Origin of the sequence: Xanthomonas sp. NCPPB 1067 (assembly GCF_020783795.1) — a bacterium.
In the GTDB taxonomy this organism is placed as follows: domain Bacteria; phylum Pseudomonadota; class Gammaproteobacteria; order Xanthomonadales; family Xanthomonadaceae; genus Xanthomonas; species Xanthomonas melonis.
This window is the reverse complement of the sequence record NZ_JAJGQG010000005.1, coordinates 181,576-198,552: the sequence shown is the minus strand read 5'-3', so window position 1 is coordinate 198,552 and position 16,977 is coordinate 181,576. Positions and strand designations below refer to the sequence as shown.

14 protein-coding genes are annotated in these 16,977 nt (G+C 67.0%); 3 read left to right on the top strand and 11 right to left on the bottom strand.

What is annotated here, in order from left to right; all coding sequences use genetic code 11:
- Positions 1–214: 214 nt before the first annotated feature.
- The 6 genes from LL962_RS06420 to LL962_RS06395 form a co-directional block, all read right to left on the bottom strand.
- Entirely contained in the window at positions 215–823 is a 609-nt protein-coding gene (locus LL962_RS06420) for a nucleotidyltransferase family protein (protein WP_228316333.1), read from the bottom strand.
- A gap of 290 nt (positions 824–1,113) precedes the next feature.
- Positions 1,114–2,124, bottom strand: a complete 1,011-nt coding sequence (locus LL962_RS06415) for an XdhC family protein (RefSeq protein WP_228316332.1) — start codon at positions 2,122–2,124, stop codon at positions 1,114–1,116.
- Positions 2,121–4,328 (bottom strand): aldehyde oxidoreductase molybdenum-binding subunit PaoC, encoded by a 2,208-nt coding sequence (paoC, locus tag LL962_RS06410; protein WP_228316331.1) that lies wholly within the window; start codon positions 4,326–4,328, stop codon positions 2,121–2,123. Before paoC ends, LL962_RS06415 begins: the two co-directional genes overlap by 4 nt.
- Position 4,329: 1 nt before the next feature.
- On the bottom strand, positions 4,330–5,280 hold the full coding sequence (locus tag LL962_RS06405) for an FAD binding domain-containing protein (protein WP_104587307.1): 951 nt from the start codon (positions 5,278–5,280) through the stop codon (positions 4,330–4,332).
- The gene (gene paoA / locus LL962_RS06400; RefSeq protein WP_255626215.1) at positions 5,277–5,936 is read right to left on the bottom strand and encodes an aldehyde dehydrogenase iron-sulfur subunit PaoA; all 660 of its coding nucleotides are present in this window, start codon (positions 5,934–5,936) and stop codon (positions 5,277–5,279) included. The genes LL962_RS06405 and paoA overlap by 4 nt, the downstream gene beginning before the upstream one ends.
- A 395-nt stretch (positions 5,937–6,331) precedes the next feature.
- Positions 6,332–7,339 (bottom strand): zinc-dependent alcohol dehydrogenase family protein, encoded by a 1,008-nt coding sequence (locus LL962_RS06395; protein ID WP_228316330.1) that lies wholly within the window; start codon positions 7,337–7,339, stop codon positions 6,332–6,334.
- A gap of 249 nt (positions 7,340–7,588) precedes the next feature.
- Between LL962_RS06395 and LL962_RS06390 the strand changes: the two genes are divergently transcribed.
- Positions 7,589–9,094 carry a GGDEF domain-containing protein gene (locus LL962_RS06390; RefSeq protein WP_228316329.1) on the top strand — a complete coding sequence of 502 codons (1,506 nt, stop codon included), beginning with the start codon at positions 7,589–7,591 and terminating at the stop codon, positions 9,092–9,094.
- 152 nt (positions 9,095–9,246) lie between these two features.
- Here LL962_RS06390 and LL962_RS06385 read toward each other — a convergent pair whose 3' ends face one another.
- The 5 genes from LL962_RS06385 to LL962_RS06365 form a co-directional block, all read right to left on the bottom strand.
- On the bottom strand, positions 9,247–10,623 hold the full coding sequence (locus tag LL962_RS06385; protein WP_228316328.1) for a sensor histidine kinase: 1,377 nt from the start codon (positions 10,621–10,623) through the stop codon (positions 9,247–9,249).
- Positions 10,620–11,303 carry a response regulator transcription factor gene (locus LL962_RS06380; protein WP_208621441.1) on the bottom strand — a complete coding sequence of 228 codons (684 nt, stop codon included), beginning with the start codon at positions 11,301–11,303 and terminating at the stop codon, positions 10,620–10,622. The genes LL962_RS06385 and LL962_RS06380 overlap by 4 nt, the downstream gene beginning before the upstream one ends.
- Positions 11,304–11,442: 139 nt before the next feature.
- A complete protein-coding gene (locus tag LL962_RS06375) occupies positions 11,443–12,414 on the bottom strand; it encodes an aspartyl/asparaginyl beta-hydroxylase domain-containing protein (protein ID WP_228316327.1) in 972 nt (323 codons plus the stop codon).
- A gap of 49 nt (positions 12,415–12,463) precedes the next feature.
- Complete coding sequence (locus LL962_RS06370; RefSeq protein WP_228316326.1) at positions 12,464–13,270, bottom strand: MipA/OmpV family protein; 807 nt, start codon at positions 13,268–13,270, stop codon at positions 12,464–12,466.
- Positions 13,271–13,566: 296 nt separating this feature from the next.
- Positions 13,567–14,577, bottom strand: a complete 1,011-nt coding sequence (locus LL962_RS06365; protein ID WP_228316325.1) for a LacI family DNA-binding transcriptional regulator — start codon at positions 14,575–14,577, stop codon at positions 13,567–13,569.
- Between the two features lie 95 nt (positions 14,578–14,672).
- On the opposite strand from LL962_RS06365, the gene LL962_RS06360 reads away from it, so the two are divergent.
- Entirely contained in the window at positions 14,673–15,725 is a 1,053-nt protein-coding gene (locus tag LL962_RS06360) for a sugar phosphate isomerase/epimerase family protein (protein WP_104587299.1), read from the top strand.
- A gap of 25 nt (positions 15,726–15,750) precedes the next feature.
- Positions 15,751–16,968 carry a nucleoside permease gene (locus LL962_RS06355; RefSeq protein ID WP_104587298.1) on the top strand — a complete coding sequence of 406 codons (1,218 nt, stop codon included), beginning with the start codon at positions 15,751–15,753 and terminating at the stop codon, positions 16,966–16,968.
- The last annotated feature ends 9 nt before the right edge of the window (positions 16,969–16,977 follow it).

Genomic DNA, 16,977 nt, shown 5'->3' with positions numbered 1-16,977 from the left:
GATTCACCCGCTGTTGCAATCGATTCGTGAGTTCATGCCTCGGGGGAGGGCCCGCATGTATCTGCTCAGAAAGTTTCAGTTTCCAGTCAAGACGGCCATGGTGGTCGGCTATGTCCTGATCATCCGGGAAGTCGTGGTGCTGTGGTCCTGACGGGCCGGCAGCGTTCGGAGACATAGCCTGCCGGGCCCAGGGAGCTGTGCCCGACAGAATGTCTCAGTCGCGATCCACCCAGCCACGCTGCTGCGCTGCGGCCAGATCGGCGGGCGTGTCCACGTCCAGTGCGAGCGCGGGGGCGCTGACGCAACCGAGCGAATGGAGATCCAGGCTGGCGAACAGGCCGCGCAGGCCGCTGTCGCCTTGCAGGGGCACATTCGCCAAGACCGCATGCGCGACCACCGCGGGGATGCCGCGCACGCCCGCGTAGCCGCTGCTGGCACATCCGGACGCGGCGCGGTCGGCCGCGTCCAGCAGCGCGTGCAGATGCGCCGCCTCGAGCGCAGGCTGGTCGCAGCCGAGGATCAGGCTGCGGCGCAGCCTGCCGTCCTCGCGCACATGGCGCCGGAGCACGCCCAGACTGGAGCCCATGCCTGCGCTCCAGTCTTCGTGCTGCAGGATGTCCACCTGCAACCCGTGCAGCATGTCGCGCAGATGCGCCGCATCGGAGCCCAGCACCACTGCGCAGCGCAGCGGCGCGGTCTGCAACGCGATGCGCACCACCCGACGCAGCAACGGCTCTCCATCGCGCAACAGGGCCTGCTTAGAACGTCCCAGGCGCCTGCTCTCCCCTGCCGCCAATACCAGTGCCGCGTGGTCGTTGCTCATGCGCTGAAACTCCGTGGCAGCAGGGCACCGGGCCAATGCGCGGACCGCATCGGTGCGTGCGTTCCCATGGCGCTGCATGCCGGGCGCACCTGTCTTGCCACCGGGATGGACGAACCAAACGACTGACTGCAGTCCGAGGCGTCGCGGCGAACGGAGAACGGAAACATGGCGACGTTGCCCGCGGTGAGGGGAAGCATCAGCGTAGGGACTGGGCTGTACGTGCCAGGTGACCTAGACCGTGGCGAACGCGGGTCAGCGACGTTGAGGTGGGTTGCGATAGCCCAAGCACATCAGGCGGCTGCCGCCCTCTGCGCGTCGGCGACGGCCTGGGTCGCCTCGGCAAGGATCCCCAGCGCGATGCCATGTGGCGACGAGTGCCCCGTGCGCCAGCCGGCGGGCAGCCGCAAGCGCGCCAATGCCGCCTCGTCGTACCCCAGCGCACGCAGCGCCTGCAGGCGCGCCTGGCGCTTGCTGCGACTTCCCAGGATGCCGATGCAGGCGACCGGCGATGCGAGACCGCGCTGCGCCACCTGCAGATCGATCTGCTCGTCGTGCGCAAGGCTGTACACGGCCGTCTCCGCGTCCAGCTGCAGCTCGCGCAATGCATCGCTCAGGTTGCGGCGATCGTAGTGTTCCATGCTCAGCCCGGGTGGCGGTTCGCCGGGGCCGTGCGGGCGCAGCACACGCACCTCGATGCCCATCTGGCTGGCCAGGGAGACCAACACCAACAACGCCGGGTCCGCGCCGACCAGCACCAGCCGCAAGGGCGGGCGGTGCACGCGCAGGAATTCGCCAGGACGAATGTCGCGCGCCGTGGCCGGATAGCGCACCGCGCCGCTGCTGCGATCCAGGCCGACGAGGAACGCCCGACGGTGCTGACGCGCGTTACGCCAGCGTGCCAGGTACTCGCCAAGATCCGCAACAGGCCAGACCAGAATGCCGATGCGGCCGCCGCAGCTGAGCTGGATGTCCAGTACCGCGCTGCCTGCGCCGTACTCCAGCCAGCGCGGCCGCCCGTCGCGCAATGCCGCCTGCGCCTCATGCGCCACCGCGGCCTCTACACACCCGCCCGAGACGTAGCCGGCTACGTCGCCGTCGGCAGTGATCGCCATCTCGCTACCCAGTGGCCGCGGCGAAGAGCCCTCTATCTCGATCAGGGTCGCCATCGCGACACGCTGCCCCGCACGGTGCCAGGCGGCAAGAACCGGCAACAGGTCTTCGTGCAGGGCGTAGCCCGGCCAGGCCGGCCAGGCCGACGCCACTGGCGCGGCCCGGGCGGTGGGGGCGACCACGGCGCTCACGCGCGCAGCAGCTCGGGCAGTTGCGGCAGCAACTTGTCCAGCGTGATCGGATACTCGCGCACACGCACGCCCGTGGCGTTGTAGACCGCATTGGCGATCGCCGCCGCAACCCCGCAGATCCCGAGCTCGCCCACACCCTTGGCCTTCATCGGCGAAGACAGCGGGTCGCTTTCTTCCAGGAACACCACCTCCTGGTGCGGAATGTCCGCATGCACCGGCACTTCGTAGCCGGCCAGGTCGTGATTGACGAAGAACCCGAAGCGCTTGTCCACCGCCAGCTCCTCCATCAATGCCGCGCCCGCGCCCATGGTCATGCCGCCGATCACCTGGCTGCGCGCAGATTTTGGATTGAGGATGCGGCCTGCCGCACACACCGCCAGCATGCGGCGAATGCGGATCTCGGCCGTCGCGATGTCCACGCCGACCTCGACGAAGTGCGCGCCGAACGTGGACAGCTGGTGTTGCTTGGCCAGGTCGCCGAATTCGATCTTTTCCTCCACCACCAGCGCGCCGTTGGCGGCCGCATCGCCCAGCGCGACGCGCTTGCCCGCGGCACGGACGTGGCCATCGGCGAACTCGGCCCTGGCCGGATCCATTCCAAGCCGCGTGGCGATGGCCTCGCGCAGTTTCACCGCCGCCGCATAGACGCCGGCGGTGGAGCTGTTCGCCCCCCACTGTCCGCCCGAACCTGCCGATGCCGGAAAGCTGGAATCGCCCAGACGCACATCCACCCAATCCAGCGGCACGCCCAGCATTTCGGCGGCTGTCTGCGCGATGATGGTGTAGGAGCCGGTGCCGATGTCGGTCATATCGGTTTCCACCACAACACGCCCGCCCTGCTCCAGCCGCATGCGCGCGCCCGAGGTCATGACCGGGGCGTTGCGGAATGCCGCGGCCACGCCCATGCCGACCAGCCAGCGACCATCGCGCGTGCTGGCTGGCCTGGTCTTGCGCCTGGACCACTCGAAGCGTTTGGCGCCATCTTCCAGGCACTTGACCAGCTGCCGCTGCGAAAACTTGCGTTGCGGATTTTCCGGATCGACCTGGGTGTCGTTGACGATGCGGAACTGGACCGGGTCCATGCCGAGTTTTTCGGCCATTTCGTCCATGGCCACTTCCAGGGCCATCATCCCGGGCGCTTCGCCGGGCGCGCGCATCGCATTGCCTTCGGGCAAATCGAGCACGGCCAGGCGCGTGGCGATCAGGCGGTTGGCACCGGCGTACAGCAACTGCGTCTGCGCGGCGGCGATTTCCGGCTCGCCGTCGGGCAAATCGCCGGACCAGGTTTCATGCGCGATGGCAGTGAGCTTGCCGTCGCGCCCGGCACCCAGGCGAATGCGTTGCAGTGTGGCCGGGCGGTGGGTGGTGTTATTGGCGATCAGTGGCCGCGGCAGCATGACTTTCACCGGGCGCCCGACCTGGCGCGCTGCCAGCGAGGCGAGCAGCGCATCGGCGCGCAGGAACAGCTTGCTGCCAAAGCCACCACCGACGTAAGGCGACATGATGCGCACGTTCTCGCGCGGGATGCCCAGCGTGGTGGCCAGATCGCGTGCACCCCAGGCGATCATCTGATTGGAGGTCCAGACGCTGAGCTTGTCGCCCTCCCACATCGCGATCGACGCATGCGGCTCCATCATGGCGTGCGAGTGATCGGGCGTGGTGTACTCGGCATCGAGTTGCACCGGCGCCGCGGCGAACGCAGTGGCGAAATCGCCAACGTTGCTGTTGGGCGCGCCGCCCGACGTGACGACCTTGGCCCCGCCGCGCGCCTTCTTCAGGTCATACGCCCCCACGTGGCGGCCATAGTCCACCTTGATCAGCTGTCCAGCGGCGCGGGCCTGCTCGAACGTCTCGGCAACCACTACCGCGATCGCCTGGTGGTAATGCTGGATCTGGGGCCCCCCCAGCAGCTTGGCGGTATTGAGCTTGCCCTTGTGCAAGGTTCCGGCATTCTGCGCGGTGACGATGCCCAGCACACCGGGCGCATTGCGCGCGGCACTCAGATCGATGCTGCGGATGGTGCCTTTGGCAATCCCCGCACCAACCACGTGCCCATAGGCCGTGCGGCCCGGCAGGTCGTGGTGTTCGTAGGCATACGGTGCCTGGCCAGTGGTCTTGAGCGGGCCATCGATACGGTCGATGGGCTTGCCGACGACCTTGAGCTGATCGATGGGATTGCGACCGGCAGGAGTGTCGAATTTCATATCAGGCCCTCGCGTCGGCCAGGATCGAGGTCAAGGTGCGCTCCACCAGCGGCAGCTTGAAGGCGTTGTGTTCGGTCGGCTGCGCGCCGCCGAGCAGCACCGATGCGATGGCGCGCGCGCCCTGGCGTGATTGCGCTTCCGCGGCCTCGCTGCGCCAGGGCTTGTGCGCTATCCCACCTACACCGACGCGCGCGCTGCCATCGCGCTGCACGACGGCGGCAACCGATACCAGTGCGAACGCGTAGGAGGCACGATCGCGTACCTTGCGATAGACGTGCGTGCCGCCAAGCGGCTTGGGAAGCGTCACCGCGGTGATCAACTCGCCGCGCTCCAGCACGGTCTCCAGATGCGGGGTCGTTCCCGGCGCCCGGTAGAATTCCGCAAGCGGCACCGCGCGGGTCTGCCCGTCCGGTCGCACGGTTTCCACCGTTGCATCCAGCACGCGCATGGCGATCGCCATGTCGCTGGGATGGGTGGCGATACACGCCTCGCTGGTACCGATCACCGCCAACTGCCGGTTGAACCCGCCGATGGCCGCGCAGCCACTGCCGGGCAGACGTTTGTTGCACGGCTGGTTGGTGTCGTAGAAATACGGGCAACGGGTACGCTGCAGCAGGTTGCCAGCCGTGGTGGCACGATTGCGCAGCTGCCCCGAGGCCCCGGCAAGCAGGGCGCGCGATAGCACCGCGTAATCGCGGCGCACCCGTTGGTCGGCAGCGAGATCGGTGTTGCGTACCAGCGCGCCGATCCGCAGGCCACCTTCGGGAGTGGCTTCGATGGTGTCCAGGCTCAACCCGTTGACGTCGATCAGATGCGAAGGCGTTTCGATCTGCAGCTTCATCAGGTCCAGCAGATTCGTGCCGCCAGCGATGAACTTGGCGCCGGGCTGACGCGCGGCCTTGGCCGCCGCATCGGCCGGCGACGACGCGCGCTCGTAACTGAAAGCCTTCATGCGCGACCTCCGGCGACGTCATTGATCGCATCGACGATGTTGGAATATGCGCCGCAGCGGCAGATGTTTCCGCTCATGCGCTCCTGCAACTCGGGCGTGGTGAGCCTGGTCTTGCCGGTGAGATCCTCGGTCACATGGCTCGGTATACCGCGTTCGACCTCGTCCAGCACCGCCACTGCGGAGCAGATCTGACCGGGCGTGCAGTATCCGCACTGATAGCCATCGTGCTTGACGAAGGCGGCCTGCATCGGGTGCAACTTGTCGGGTGTTCCCAGCCCTTCGATGGTGGTGACCTTGGCACCTTGGTGCATCACCGCCAGCGACAGACAGGAGTTCATGCGCTGCCCGTCGACGATCACCGTACAGGCGCCACACTGACCATGATCGCAGCCCTTCTTGGTGCCGGTCAGGTGCAGATGTTCGCGCAGCGCGTCCAGCAAGGTCGTGCGGTTGTCCAGGGTCAGCGTCACCGGCTTGCCATTGACATCGAAGCTCACCCGACTGGATGCGTTGGTCGGTTCCACGGCCTGCCGTTGCGCTGCCGCGCCGGCAGCACTGGCGGCCATCGATTGGGTTGCGGCAACGCCGGCTGCCGACGCCGTGCCAGCGATCAATACCTCGCGACGGGTCATCTTGATGTCTCTCATGGCTGGCATCTCCAACAATGCTGGCTTGTACAGTTCTTTATCAATGTGCAGCGCAGCGGGTCACAGGCGCGTGAGCGACTGACCGCACGGGTCACAACGCGCAGGGTATTGCTCCATCCTGGGACGGGGTTGGCTGCATCCGCATAGCCTGCGGAATACGCCGCCGAGCGGGCCGTATCGCCTCACTGCAGGGACGTAAACGGATGCGGCTGGAAGCACAGGCACAAGCGTGCGGCATGCACGATGATGCGCGTTGCAGCACACTCCGCGGCAACTGTCGGGACGACGCGCCAGCGACCGAAGTCGTCACGGTTGCGCCCGCCAATACGTCATTGGCGGGCGCGGTGCAGGCGCATGTGCGCTGTGTTGCCGTGATTTCCCTGCAGACAGGGCAGCAGGCGGGCTCAGAACTCCAGCGCGATCTTGCCGAAGTGGCCACCGGATTTCTGCAGCGCGAATGCCTCGCCAATCTCCTCCAGCGCATAACGACGGTCGATGACCGGGCGCAGCGGCAAGCTGTCCAGTGCGCGCACCAGATCCTGCTGATGCCGACGGCTGCCGACGACCAGCCCCTGCAGGCGCTGCTGACGACCCATCATCTCGGCGGTCGGCACCGGGCCGGCAGCGCCGGTCAGCACGCCGATCAGGGCGATGTGTCCACCCACGCGCGCTGCGCGGATCGATTGTACGAGCGTTCCAGGCCCACCCACTTCCACCACATGGTCCACACCGCGGCCGTCGGTGATGTCCAGCACCTGCGCGGACCATTCGGCATGCTGCCGGTAATTGATGACATGGTCGGCCCCGAGCGCGCGCACCTTTTCCAGCTTTTCGTCGGAAGACGACGTGGCGATCACGCGCGCGCCCATCGCCTTTGCGAACTGCAGCGCGAAGATGGAGACGCCACCGGTGCCCAATACCAGCACGGTGTCGCCTGCCTTCAGGCCGCCATTGACGACCAACGCGCGCCAGGCAGTGACCCCGGCGGTGGTGAGGGTGGCGGCCTCAACATGGCTGTAGCCGGCCGGCGCATGCGTGAATGCGTGCGCATCGGCGACCACGGCCGACCGCGCGTATCCATCCACGCCATCGCCCGGGGTGGTGGAAAATCCCGCATGCAGCGGCTCGCCATCCAGCCAGTGCGGAAAAAAGGTGGACACCACGTGGTCGCCCACGGTGAATTCGCCCACCTCCGGCCCTAGCGCCTCCACCACGCCGGCGCCGTCGGACATGGGGATACGGCCATCTGCGGTCGGCATCTGTCCCAGGACCACACCCAGGTCGTGGAAGTTGAGCGAACTGGCATGCAGGCGTACGCGGATCTGACCGCGTGCGGGCTGCCCTGGGTCGGCCAGATCGACCGCGCGCAGGGCACTCAGTCCGGCAGGCTGCGAAAGACGGATGGCACGCATCGGAGACTCCTTGCTGTGATTCGGCTTCTTGGATAACAAAGGAGCCGTTATGCGCATGCAGTCGAGCTGGCTTGCGCGCCACGACGTGGCAAGGACCGCGACAGCATCGCAGAGGCGTGACCGCAGCGCCGGCGCGAGGCGCAGGCCGCGCTGACGTGGTGCAGATCACAGATCCTCGCGCTTCACGGCGGCGCGCGACTGATGGCCAGCGATGGCGGGGCACGATGGCACAACGATTGCATCGAGCCAATGTCCAGACAGGCAGCGACCGTGATCTCCATCACCGCACAGCGACGACACCATGCTCAGCGCATTGCGTTGCACTTCGTGCTGGCCGTCGCCTGCCTGCTGTTGCTCGGATCGGAATACTGGTCCATTCGCGAGGAACGGGCCTCGGCGCTGCGCGGTGCCGAGGTCCAATCGCTGAACCTGGCCAATTCACTGGCGCAACACGCCAGCGACAGCCTGTCCATCGCCGATGCAGTGCTGTCGGGTCTGGTCTCGCGCGTCGAGCACGAGCAGGGATCTGCCAGTGCGCATGCGGCAATGCATCAGTTCCTGATGGGCGAAGCGCGGCGTTCGGATCGTCTGCATGGTATCTTCATCTACGCCGCCGACGGCAGCTGGGTGAGTTCGTCGCTGGACAGCACTCCCAGAACGCACAACAACGCCGATCGCGCGTATTTCAAATACCACCGCGACCACCGCGATGCCATGTCGCTGGTCGGACCGCCGGTGCAGAGCCGCTCCGATGGCAGCTGGGTCATGACGCTCAGCCGCCGGCTCAATACCCCCAGCGGAGAGTTCGCCGGCGTGGTCCTGGTCACCCTGCAACTGCGCTACTTCCAGAACTACTACAGCGCCTTCAATGTGGGCCCGCACGGCAGCATCGGCATGGTCAGCGACGAAGGCATCGTGCTGGTGCGCCGCCCGGACCGGCAAGGCGTGATCGGCGCATCGATCGCGGGCTCTTCGATCTTCGTCGCCATCCGCGCACGCCGGCACGGCACCGCCACCTATCGCTCGCCGATCGACGGCGTGACGCGCATTGCCAGTTTCGCGCCTGCGCGCCCCTATCCTCTGACCGTGCTGACCGGCTTATCGGTGGACGATGCGCTGAGCAGCTGGCGACAGGCGGCGCAGCAGCGGATCGTGATTGCCGCGCTCGGTTGCGCACTGTTGCTGGCAGTCGGGCTCTGGCTGGATCTGCAGCTGCGGCGCATGCATCGCAACCAGGCGCAGCTGAGCTCCGAAGCCTGGGTGGACGCGCTGACCGGCATCGCCAACCGCCGCGCCTTCGACCGGCGTCTGACACAGGCGCTGCAGGATGCAGTGCAGCTACAGGCCCCGCTATCGGTCCTGATGATCGATGTCGACCACTTCAAGCTCTACAACGACACCTATGGACACGTGAACGGCGATGCCTGCCTGCGCCTGATCGCCCAGGCGATCGCCAGCTGCACGCGCCGCAGCGATGACATTGCCGCGCGCTATGGCGGCGAAGAGTTCGCGATGATCCTGCCGCACACCGACGCAGCCGGTGCGTTGCGCCTGGCCGACAGCGTGCGCGGTGCCATCGCCGACCTGGGCCTGATGCATCTGCCCAGCCCGACCAGCGCGCATGTCACCGTCAGCATCGGCGCTGCCACCTTCGAACCCGGCCAGACCCCGGCCGCGCCGGAGACGATCGTGCACGACGCCGATGTGGCGCTCTACCGCGCCAAACAGGCTGGCCGGAATCGAACTGCGATGTGAGCTGTGCGCTGCGCTGCGCAGCGCAGCCCAATCGGCACGTGCCCGATGCTCGCGCCGCCATCACGCGTCACGGACCACACATACTCGGCCACGCCAGGCAAACCCCGGGGCAGCCACAGGACGGCAAGGCATTGCCCCGCCGCCCGCCGCCGCTAGGGACGGAAGTCGATCATCGCCAGGGTGCCCTGTGCGGCCGAGGATTCCAGGTGCAGACGCCAGCCGAACCGCTCGCAGATGCGCCGGGTCAGGAACAGTCCCAGCCCAGCGCCGCCGCCCTGCTTGACCGACTGCTTCAACGACTCGGTGTAGCGCTGCGCCGCCAGCGCGGTGTCGAAGCCTTCGCCGGAATCGCGGATGCGCAGCTGGTGGTCGCACACGCTCACCTCGATATCGCCTGCATAGGTGTGATCGGCCGCATTGCGCAGCAGGTTGCCGACTGCGATGCGCACCATCGACTCGGGCGCCTGCAGGGTCAGCGGTTCCAGCGCAGTGATGCGGTACTCCACCGGCTTGGCCGACACCAGGTACAGGTGATCGTGCACCAGTTCGGGCAACACCCCGTGCAGGATCGTCACCTGCCGGCGCTCGGCAGGCGTGGGTTCGCGCGACAGGTACAGCAACGCTTCCATGATGCGGGTGAGATTGTCCACCGCCTCGTCGATCCGGTGCAGCGGACCAAGCGCCCGCTCCGGCAACTGCTGCTTGTGCAGCACATCGGCCGCACCGGAGATCACCGCCAGCGGCGTGCGGAACTCGTGACTGGCCTGATCCAGCAGACTGCGTTCGCGCTCGATGGCACGTTCCACCCGTTCCAGGTGCGCGTTGGCCTCGCGCGCGATGGTGTTGAGCTCGCTCTTGCGGTAATCGGTGGGCAACCGCTGCGCCGGCTGCAGCGGATCCAGTCGGCGCATGCGTCGGGCGAGATCCTGCACCGGCCGGGCGAATCCCAGGAACAACCACCAGATCACCAACCCGATCATCGCCAGGTTGCAGATGAAGAACAGCACGCTGAGCTGCACGCTGCCGTTCTGCTTGTCCTCCAATGCCGTCAGCTCGATGCTCATGATCAATCGCCCCTGCGGCAACGCAGTCACCAGCGCCGAATAGCTGCGATCGTGGCGCACGCTGCCCGTGTCGTCGGCGAAGGGCCCCCAGTGCGGGCGGACGATGGACATCAGCTTCGCCAGCGTGGAGGGATCGCCCTGCGTGTCCAGCTCGGCATCTCCGTAATAGCCCGGCGCAAGCCCGTCGAAGAACGCGGGCATGTCGGCAGGCAGCGGCGCGCCTTCGCGCAGCAGCCAGCCCTTGACCGGACCGCTGCGCGGCAATGCCTGCTGCTGCTCCTGCTGCGGCAGGCGCGCGACGTTCTCGGTACTGACGGTCAGCAGCTGCTGCCAGATCGGATCCTCGATCACCTCCTGGCTGAGCAGGCCCTGCACCGACAGGCCAAACGCCAGCACCGCGCACGACATCAGCAAGCTGGCGCTGATCATCCACTGCAGACTGCGCGGACGGCCGCCGCGACTCATTCGCCCGTTCCGCCGAGACGGTAGCCGGCACCGGTGACGGTATGCAGCAACTTGGGCTCGCCCTCCTGATCCAGCGCACGCCGCAACACGTGCATATGCGAGCGCAACAGGTCGCCCTCGGGCAAGACATCGCCCCAGATCAACTGCTCCAGCCGGTCACGCCGCACCACACGCGGCGATTCGCGCATCAGCAGTTCGAGCACACTGCGCAAGGTACCCGACAGCACCACCGCACGCCCGCCACGCGATACCGCCAACCGGTCCAGGTCGTAGCGCAGGTCGTGCACCTGCAGCACGTTGCCGGCCGCTGCACTGGCGCGGGCACGGCTCACCATCACGCGCAGGCGGATTTCCAGTTCCGGCAGCGCGACCGGCTTGACCAGGTAATCGTCGGCCCCGTTCTCGAAACCCAGCAGCTTGCCTTCCAATTGGTCCTTGGCGGTGAGCATGATGATGGGCGTGCGACAGGCATGCTCTTCGCGCAACTTGCGCAACACGCTCATTCCGTCCATGCGCGGCAGCATCCAGTCCAGCACGATCGCGTCGTAACGATTGCCGATGGCCAGATTCAGGCCCGACTGCCCATCCGGCGCTGCGTCGGGCCGGTGCCCGCAGGCCTCCAGATAATCGAAGATATTGGCCGCCAGGGCGCGGTTGTCCTCGATGATGAGGACCTGCAACACCTGCGTGGCGGCGACCGGTTGCGTCATCGGCATAGTGATTCTCGAAGGTGGGACCATCATACCCAGCGCACGGCCGATGGCCTCGAACAGGCACGGCAGCGCCGACCACAGCCGTGGCATCCATCGTTGCTCGCGCTCAGCCATGCAGCAGCCACCGCAGCGCAGCGGCCGTGCCGGCAACCAACGCAAGCATGCACCCGAGCAGGCTCAGATTGATCGTCCATTTGAGCAAGGCATAGAGCGGTCGGCACTGCGCACGCAGGCGCTTGCCGGCCGCCATCCACGGTGCAACGCGCGCAAACAGGGCGCTCACCGGTCCGCGCCGGTCGCGCGCGTCATTGGGCGTCATCGCCGCGCGCGCCACCTGCGTGTAGGCCAGATTGAACAACCGCCCTGGCCAGCGCATCGGCCGCTCCACATCGCACATCAGGATCAAGCGCGGCGCATCGGTATCGTTGCGCACGAAATGCAGGTAGGTCTCGTCGAACACGAATGCCTCGCCATCGCGCCATGCACAGTCATGCCCGTCGACGTTGATGAAGCACCGCGGCGCGTTCGGCGTCGCCAGGCCCAGGTGATAGCGCAACGAGCATCCCAGCGGATCGGCATGCGGGGTAAGCGCCGAACGCGGCGGCAACACCGCGAACATCGCCGCGCGGATCTCCGGATAGCCTGCCAGCAGCGCCAGGGTGCGCGGACAGCTGGCACGCGCCGATGCATGCGGCGCGCCATACCAGCGGAGGTAGTAGCGGCTCCAGCCGTACTTGTAGAAGGTCCGGAAACCCACGTCGAAAGAGGCCACCGCGCCTTCGCGCCGTGCCTCCTCGAAGCCGCCGCCGTCCAGCAGCGCGATGGCTTCGTCGCGAATGGTCTCCCAGTGCCGCGCCAGATCCGGAAGTCTCCGATAGAGCCGCAACGGTACGAACGGCCCGCGCGCCGCCGCGCGGGTGTTGGCATACAGGACCACGTTGGGCAGCGCGAACACCGGCCAGCTCTTGCGCAGGTACTGACGCACGCTGGCGTAGCGCGCCTGGCCGCGGAAGCGGTAGACGTAGGTCATCGCTGCCATCCAGGCCAAGAGCACGCAGAGCAGTGCGGCGGCGATCATGGCCGTGCACCCGGCATCGCAACGCACCGCGTGGAGTTTGCGCGGTCCATCAAAAGCCCCATGCCAGGCCGACCAGCACCGAACCGACCCCGTCGCGATCCGGCTCCAGCAAGGGGCTGTCGCTCAACGCGGTGGGCAATACGCTGTACTGCAGGCGTGTCAGGAACTGCCAACGTGCGCCGATCGACCGCACATAGGTCAGCCCCACCGTCGGCACGGTGGCCGAACCGGGCTTGTAGTCCACCACGCCGCGCGCGACTTCCTCATCGAGCGTGCCGTAGTAGTAATTGGCTAGATCCTTGGACAGGTGACTGACGCTGATACTCGGCGTCAGCTGGCCGCGCCCGATGTCGATGGCATAGCCGTAGCGTGCGGTCAGCTCGTACCCATCGCTGGTGCCGGTGACGTCCGCCTTGGCGGTCAGTTCCAGCTCGCCGGCTGCGCCGCGCCAGGCCCCTGCCAGCCCCATGTCCAGGCTGTGGTCGCGGTCGTCCAGTCGCGCACGGTCGATTCCGTTGCGGGCCAGCTCTGCCGCACCCAGATCGTCGGCATCCACGCCATCCACGCGCAGCGCCACGATCGCGTCCAGGCCGAAGGTCTCGCCCTGGAACAGGTGGGCGCCGCCGCTGATGCCGCGGAAGAACAAGCGCTCGCCTTCGAACAGCACCAGCGGAATCGGATTGGTCCGCGTCCCCTCGCCTGCGAACGGGCTATCCAGGGCCACCACGCCGAGTCCGATGCCCCAGCGATAGGGGCCCTGCTCGGACAACGACGGATCGGTTTGCGGAGTGGACTGGGCGACGGCAGTTGCGGGCAAGGCGAACAGCGCAGCGAGCGCAAGGCGGGACAGGGTCATGGGCGCGGTCTTCGATGAAAGGGGAGCCCCGCGGCAGCGGCCGAGCTGGTCGGCACGCTGCAGCAGCGGTGCGGACGCAGCGTGCCGCAGCGATGTCGGCCAAATGTCGGCGTGGCGCCGACGCCCGACTCAGCGCATCCGTTTCGCGGCAATGGCAGCTGACTCAGCCATTGGCCTCGCGCATCCCGCAGCGGCTCACCGCCCGGCTCATCGCCGCCATCGAAAAGGCCCGCGCGAGCGGGCCGAGTCACTTTCTGCGATTGCGCCAACAGTCCCGATGGCCCTTCCCGCTGCGCTCACCTCTCCCTCGGCGCAGCAGTGGATCCGCGCAACATCAAACTGAAATCCAGCGTCTGCTGCAGCGGCACGTCTTCCCTTTCGATGATGGCGAGCAGCAGATTGACTGCGCGCACACCGATCTCCCGCATGGGTTGCCGGATGGTGGTCAACGGCGGGGTGAGGTAACTGGACGATGCCAGGTCGTCGAAGCCGACGATGGACAGCGCATCCGGCACGCGGATGCCCAGGTCCCGGCAGGCCGCCAGCGCGCCCAGCGCCATTTGATCGCTGAAGCAGAAGATCGCGGTCGGCGCCGGCGCGTGGGTCAATAGCGCCATCGCAGCCGCATGGCCGGATTCGACCGAGAAGTCGCCCGGCACCACGGTCAGCTTGCGCACACGGCCACGCGCCTTGCAGGAAGTCCGCACCCCTTCCAGCCGTTGCCGGTGCAGCGGGTTGTCGGGCGGACCGCCCACCACGGCGATCCGCTCGTGGCCCAAGCCGTAGAGGTGTTCCATCACGGCGCGCGCGGCGGCCGCGTTGTCGATGTGGACGCTGGGGATGCCCAGCGCCGGATCGAATTCGCATCCGTTGACCACCGGCGCGGCGGCGCCCAGTTGCTTGACGATCTGGCGCGCCGTCGGCGGAAGCCGGTGCCCTAGCACGATCAGGCCATCGGCCTCGTTGCGCCGGAGCATCTGCGCATAGCGCTCCTCGCGGTCGGCCTGGTGCTGAGTATCGCCCAGCAGGACCGCGTAGCCGACCGCCTGCGCGGCGTCCTCCGCGCCCTGCAGGATCTGGGCAAAGAACGGATTGGCGATATCCGGAACGGTGACCAGCAGCTTGCCGCTGCGCTGGGTCTTGAGCGTCCTGGCCACCGTGTTGGGGACATAGCCCAGCGCGGCGGCCGCCTGCTCGATGCGCGTGCGCGTGGCCGGCAGGACTTTCTCCGGCCGGGAAAGCGCGCGCGACACGGTGCCTGCAGTGACGCCGACGTGCTTTGCGATGTCGTAGATGGTTGTTGCCATGGCATTGGTTCTTCTTTCTGCTGTGCAGTGCACAACGGGTCTTGCGGGACGCCCGTGCTAGGATGATTCAATCGATTGCATCGAGGCGAATCACGTTGAAGACGCTCAAAGGTCCAGCGCTGTTCCTGGCGCAGTTCATTGACGACAAACCTCCCTTCGATCGTTTGGACACGCTGGCCGGTTGGGCTGCGGGCTTGGGTTATTCTGGCGTACAAGTCCCCACCAGCGCGCCCCGGCTGTTCGATCTGGCCCAGGCCGCGCAGAGCCAAGCTTACTGCGACGACATCGCCGGCATGCTGGCCGGGCATGGCCTGCAGATCACCGAGCTGTCCACGCACCTGCAGGGGCAACTGGTCGCCGTCCACCCCGCCTACGACCACCTGTTCGACGGATTCGCACCGTCGGACAAGCGCGGCGATCCTGCCGCCCGCCAGGCCTGGGCGGTGGAACAGTTGCTGCTGGCGGCCAAGGCCAGCCAGCGTCTAGGCCTGACCGCGCACGCCACGTTCTCCGGCGCGCTGGCCTGGCCGTACATGTACCCCTGGCCGCAGCGCCCGCCAGGGCTGGTGGAAGCGGCGTTCGCCGAACTCGGTCGCCGCTGGCGTCCCATCCTGGATGCCTTCGATGCCTGTGGCGTGGACCTGTGCTTCGAGATCCACCCAGGCGAGGACCTGCACGACGGCGCGACCTTCGAGCGCTTCCTCGATGTGGTGGACCATCATCCGCGCGCCAGGATCCTGTACGACCCCAGCCACTTGCTGCTGCAGCAGATGGACTATCTGGGCTTCATCGACCGGTATCACGCGCGCATCGGCATCTTCCACGTCAAGGACGCGGAGTATCGCCCAAGCGCGCGCAGCGGCGTCTACGGCGGCTACCAGGACTGGATCGACCGTCCGGGGCGGTTCCGTTCGCTGGGCGACGGCCAGATCGACTTCAAGACGATCTTCTCGAAGTTCGCGCAGTACGATTTTCCGGGTTGGGCTGTACTGGAGTGGGAGTGCTGCCTGAAGCATCCGGAAGACGGCGCACGCGAGGGTGCGGCGTTCATCCGCGACCACATCATCCGCGTGACCGAGCGCGCCTTCGACGACTTCGCCGACAGCGGCGCCGATCCGCAATCACTGCGCCGCACGCTGGGGATCTGAGCCGAACCGCCTGGGAGGGCAAGCCATGACGCACACCATGTCGCGCTTGGGCGCGATGATGTTTCTGCAGTTCTTCATCTGGGGGGCATGGTTCGTGACCCTGGGCACGTACCTGGTGCAGGGCCCTCTCCAGGCCAGCGCGAGCCAGGTGGCGACCGCCTTCCTCAGCCAGTCCATCGGCGCCATCCTGGCACCCTTCCTGGTTGGCCTGATCGCGGATCGTTATTTCGCGGCGCAGCGCATTCTCGCGTTGCTGCATCTCGCCGGCGCGGTGCTCCTGTGGCTGGCGTCCACGGCGGCGAGCTTCGGCGTGTTCTCCGCTTACGTCATGGCCTACATGCTGTTGTTCATGCCGACGCTGGCGCTGGCCAACAGCGTGGCGATGCGGCACATGCAATCGCCTGAAAAGCAGTTCCCACCCGTGCGCATGGCCGGCAGCGTCGGCTGGATCGTGGCGGGCCTGCTGATCGGCTGGCTGGGCTGGGAACAGGCGCACCGGCTCGAGCTGACGTTCCGGATGGCGGCGCTGGCATCGCTGGCCCTGGGCCTGTATGCCTTCACCCTGCCGCATACGCCGCCGCTGGCGCGACAGCGCGACGCCGGGCTGGGGCAGATCCTGGGACTGGACGCGCTGCGGCTGCTGAAGTCGCGCTCCTACCTGGTGTTCTTCCTTGCATCCATCGCCATCTGCATCCCGCTGGCGTTCTACTACAACTTCACCAACCCGTATCTCAACGCATTGGGCGTGCGCGGCGCAGCCGGCCTGCAATCGCTGGGCCAGGTGTCCGAAGTGCTGCTGATGCTGGCCATGCCGCTCCTGTTCGCGCGGCTCGGGGTCAAGACGATGCTGGCGCTGGGCATGGCGGCGTGGGTGCTGCGTTACGTGATGTTCGCCTTCGGCGATGCGGGCGGCGGCTTCGCCTTGCTGGTGATCGGCATCGTGCTGCACGGCATCTGCTACGACTTCTTCTTCGTCACCGGCCAGATCTACACCGATGCGCATGCCGGCCCCGCTGCGCGCAGCAGCGCGCAGGGGTTCATCACCCTGGCCACCTACGGCGTGGGCATGTTGATCGGCACGTTCCTGTCCGGCGCGGTGGTGGAGCACTACACCACCGCGGCCGGTCCGGACTGGCAGCAAATCTGGTTGTTCCCGGCAGGCGTGGCGCTGATCGTGCTGGTCGCCTTCCTGTTGCTGTTCCGCGACCGGCCGGTCGTCGCCGCCGTTCCTTCAACGCGCTGAGGTCCAGTT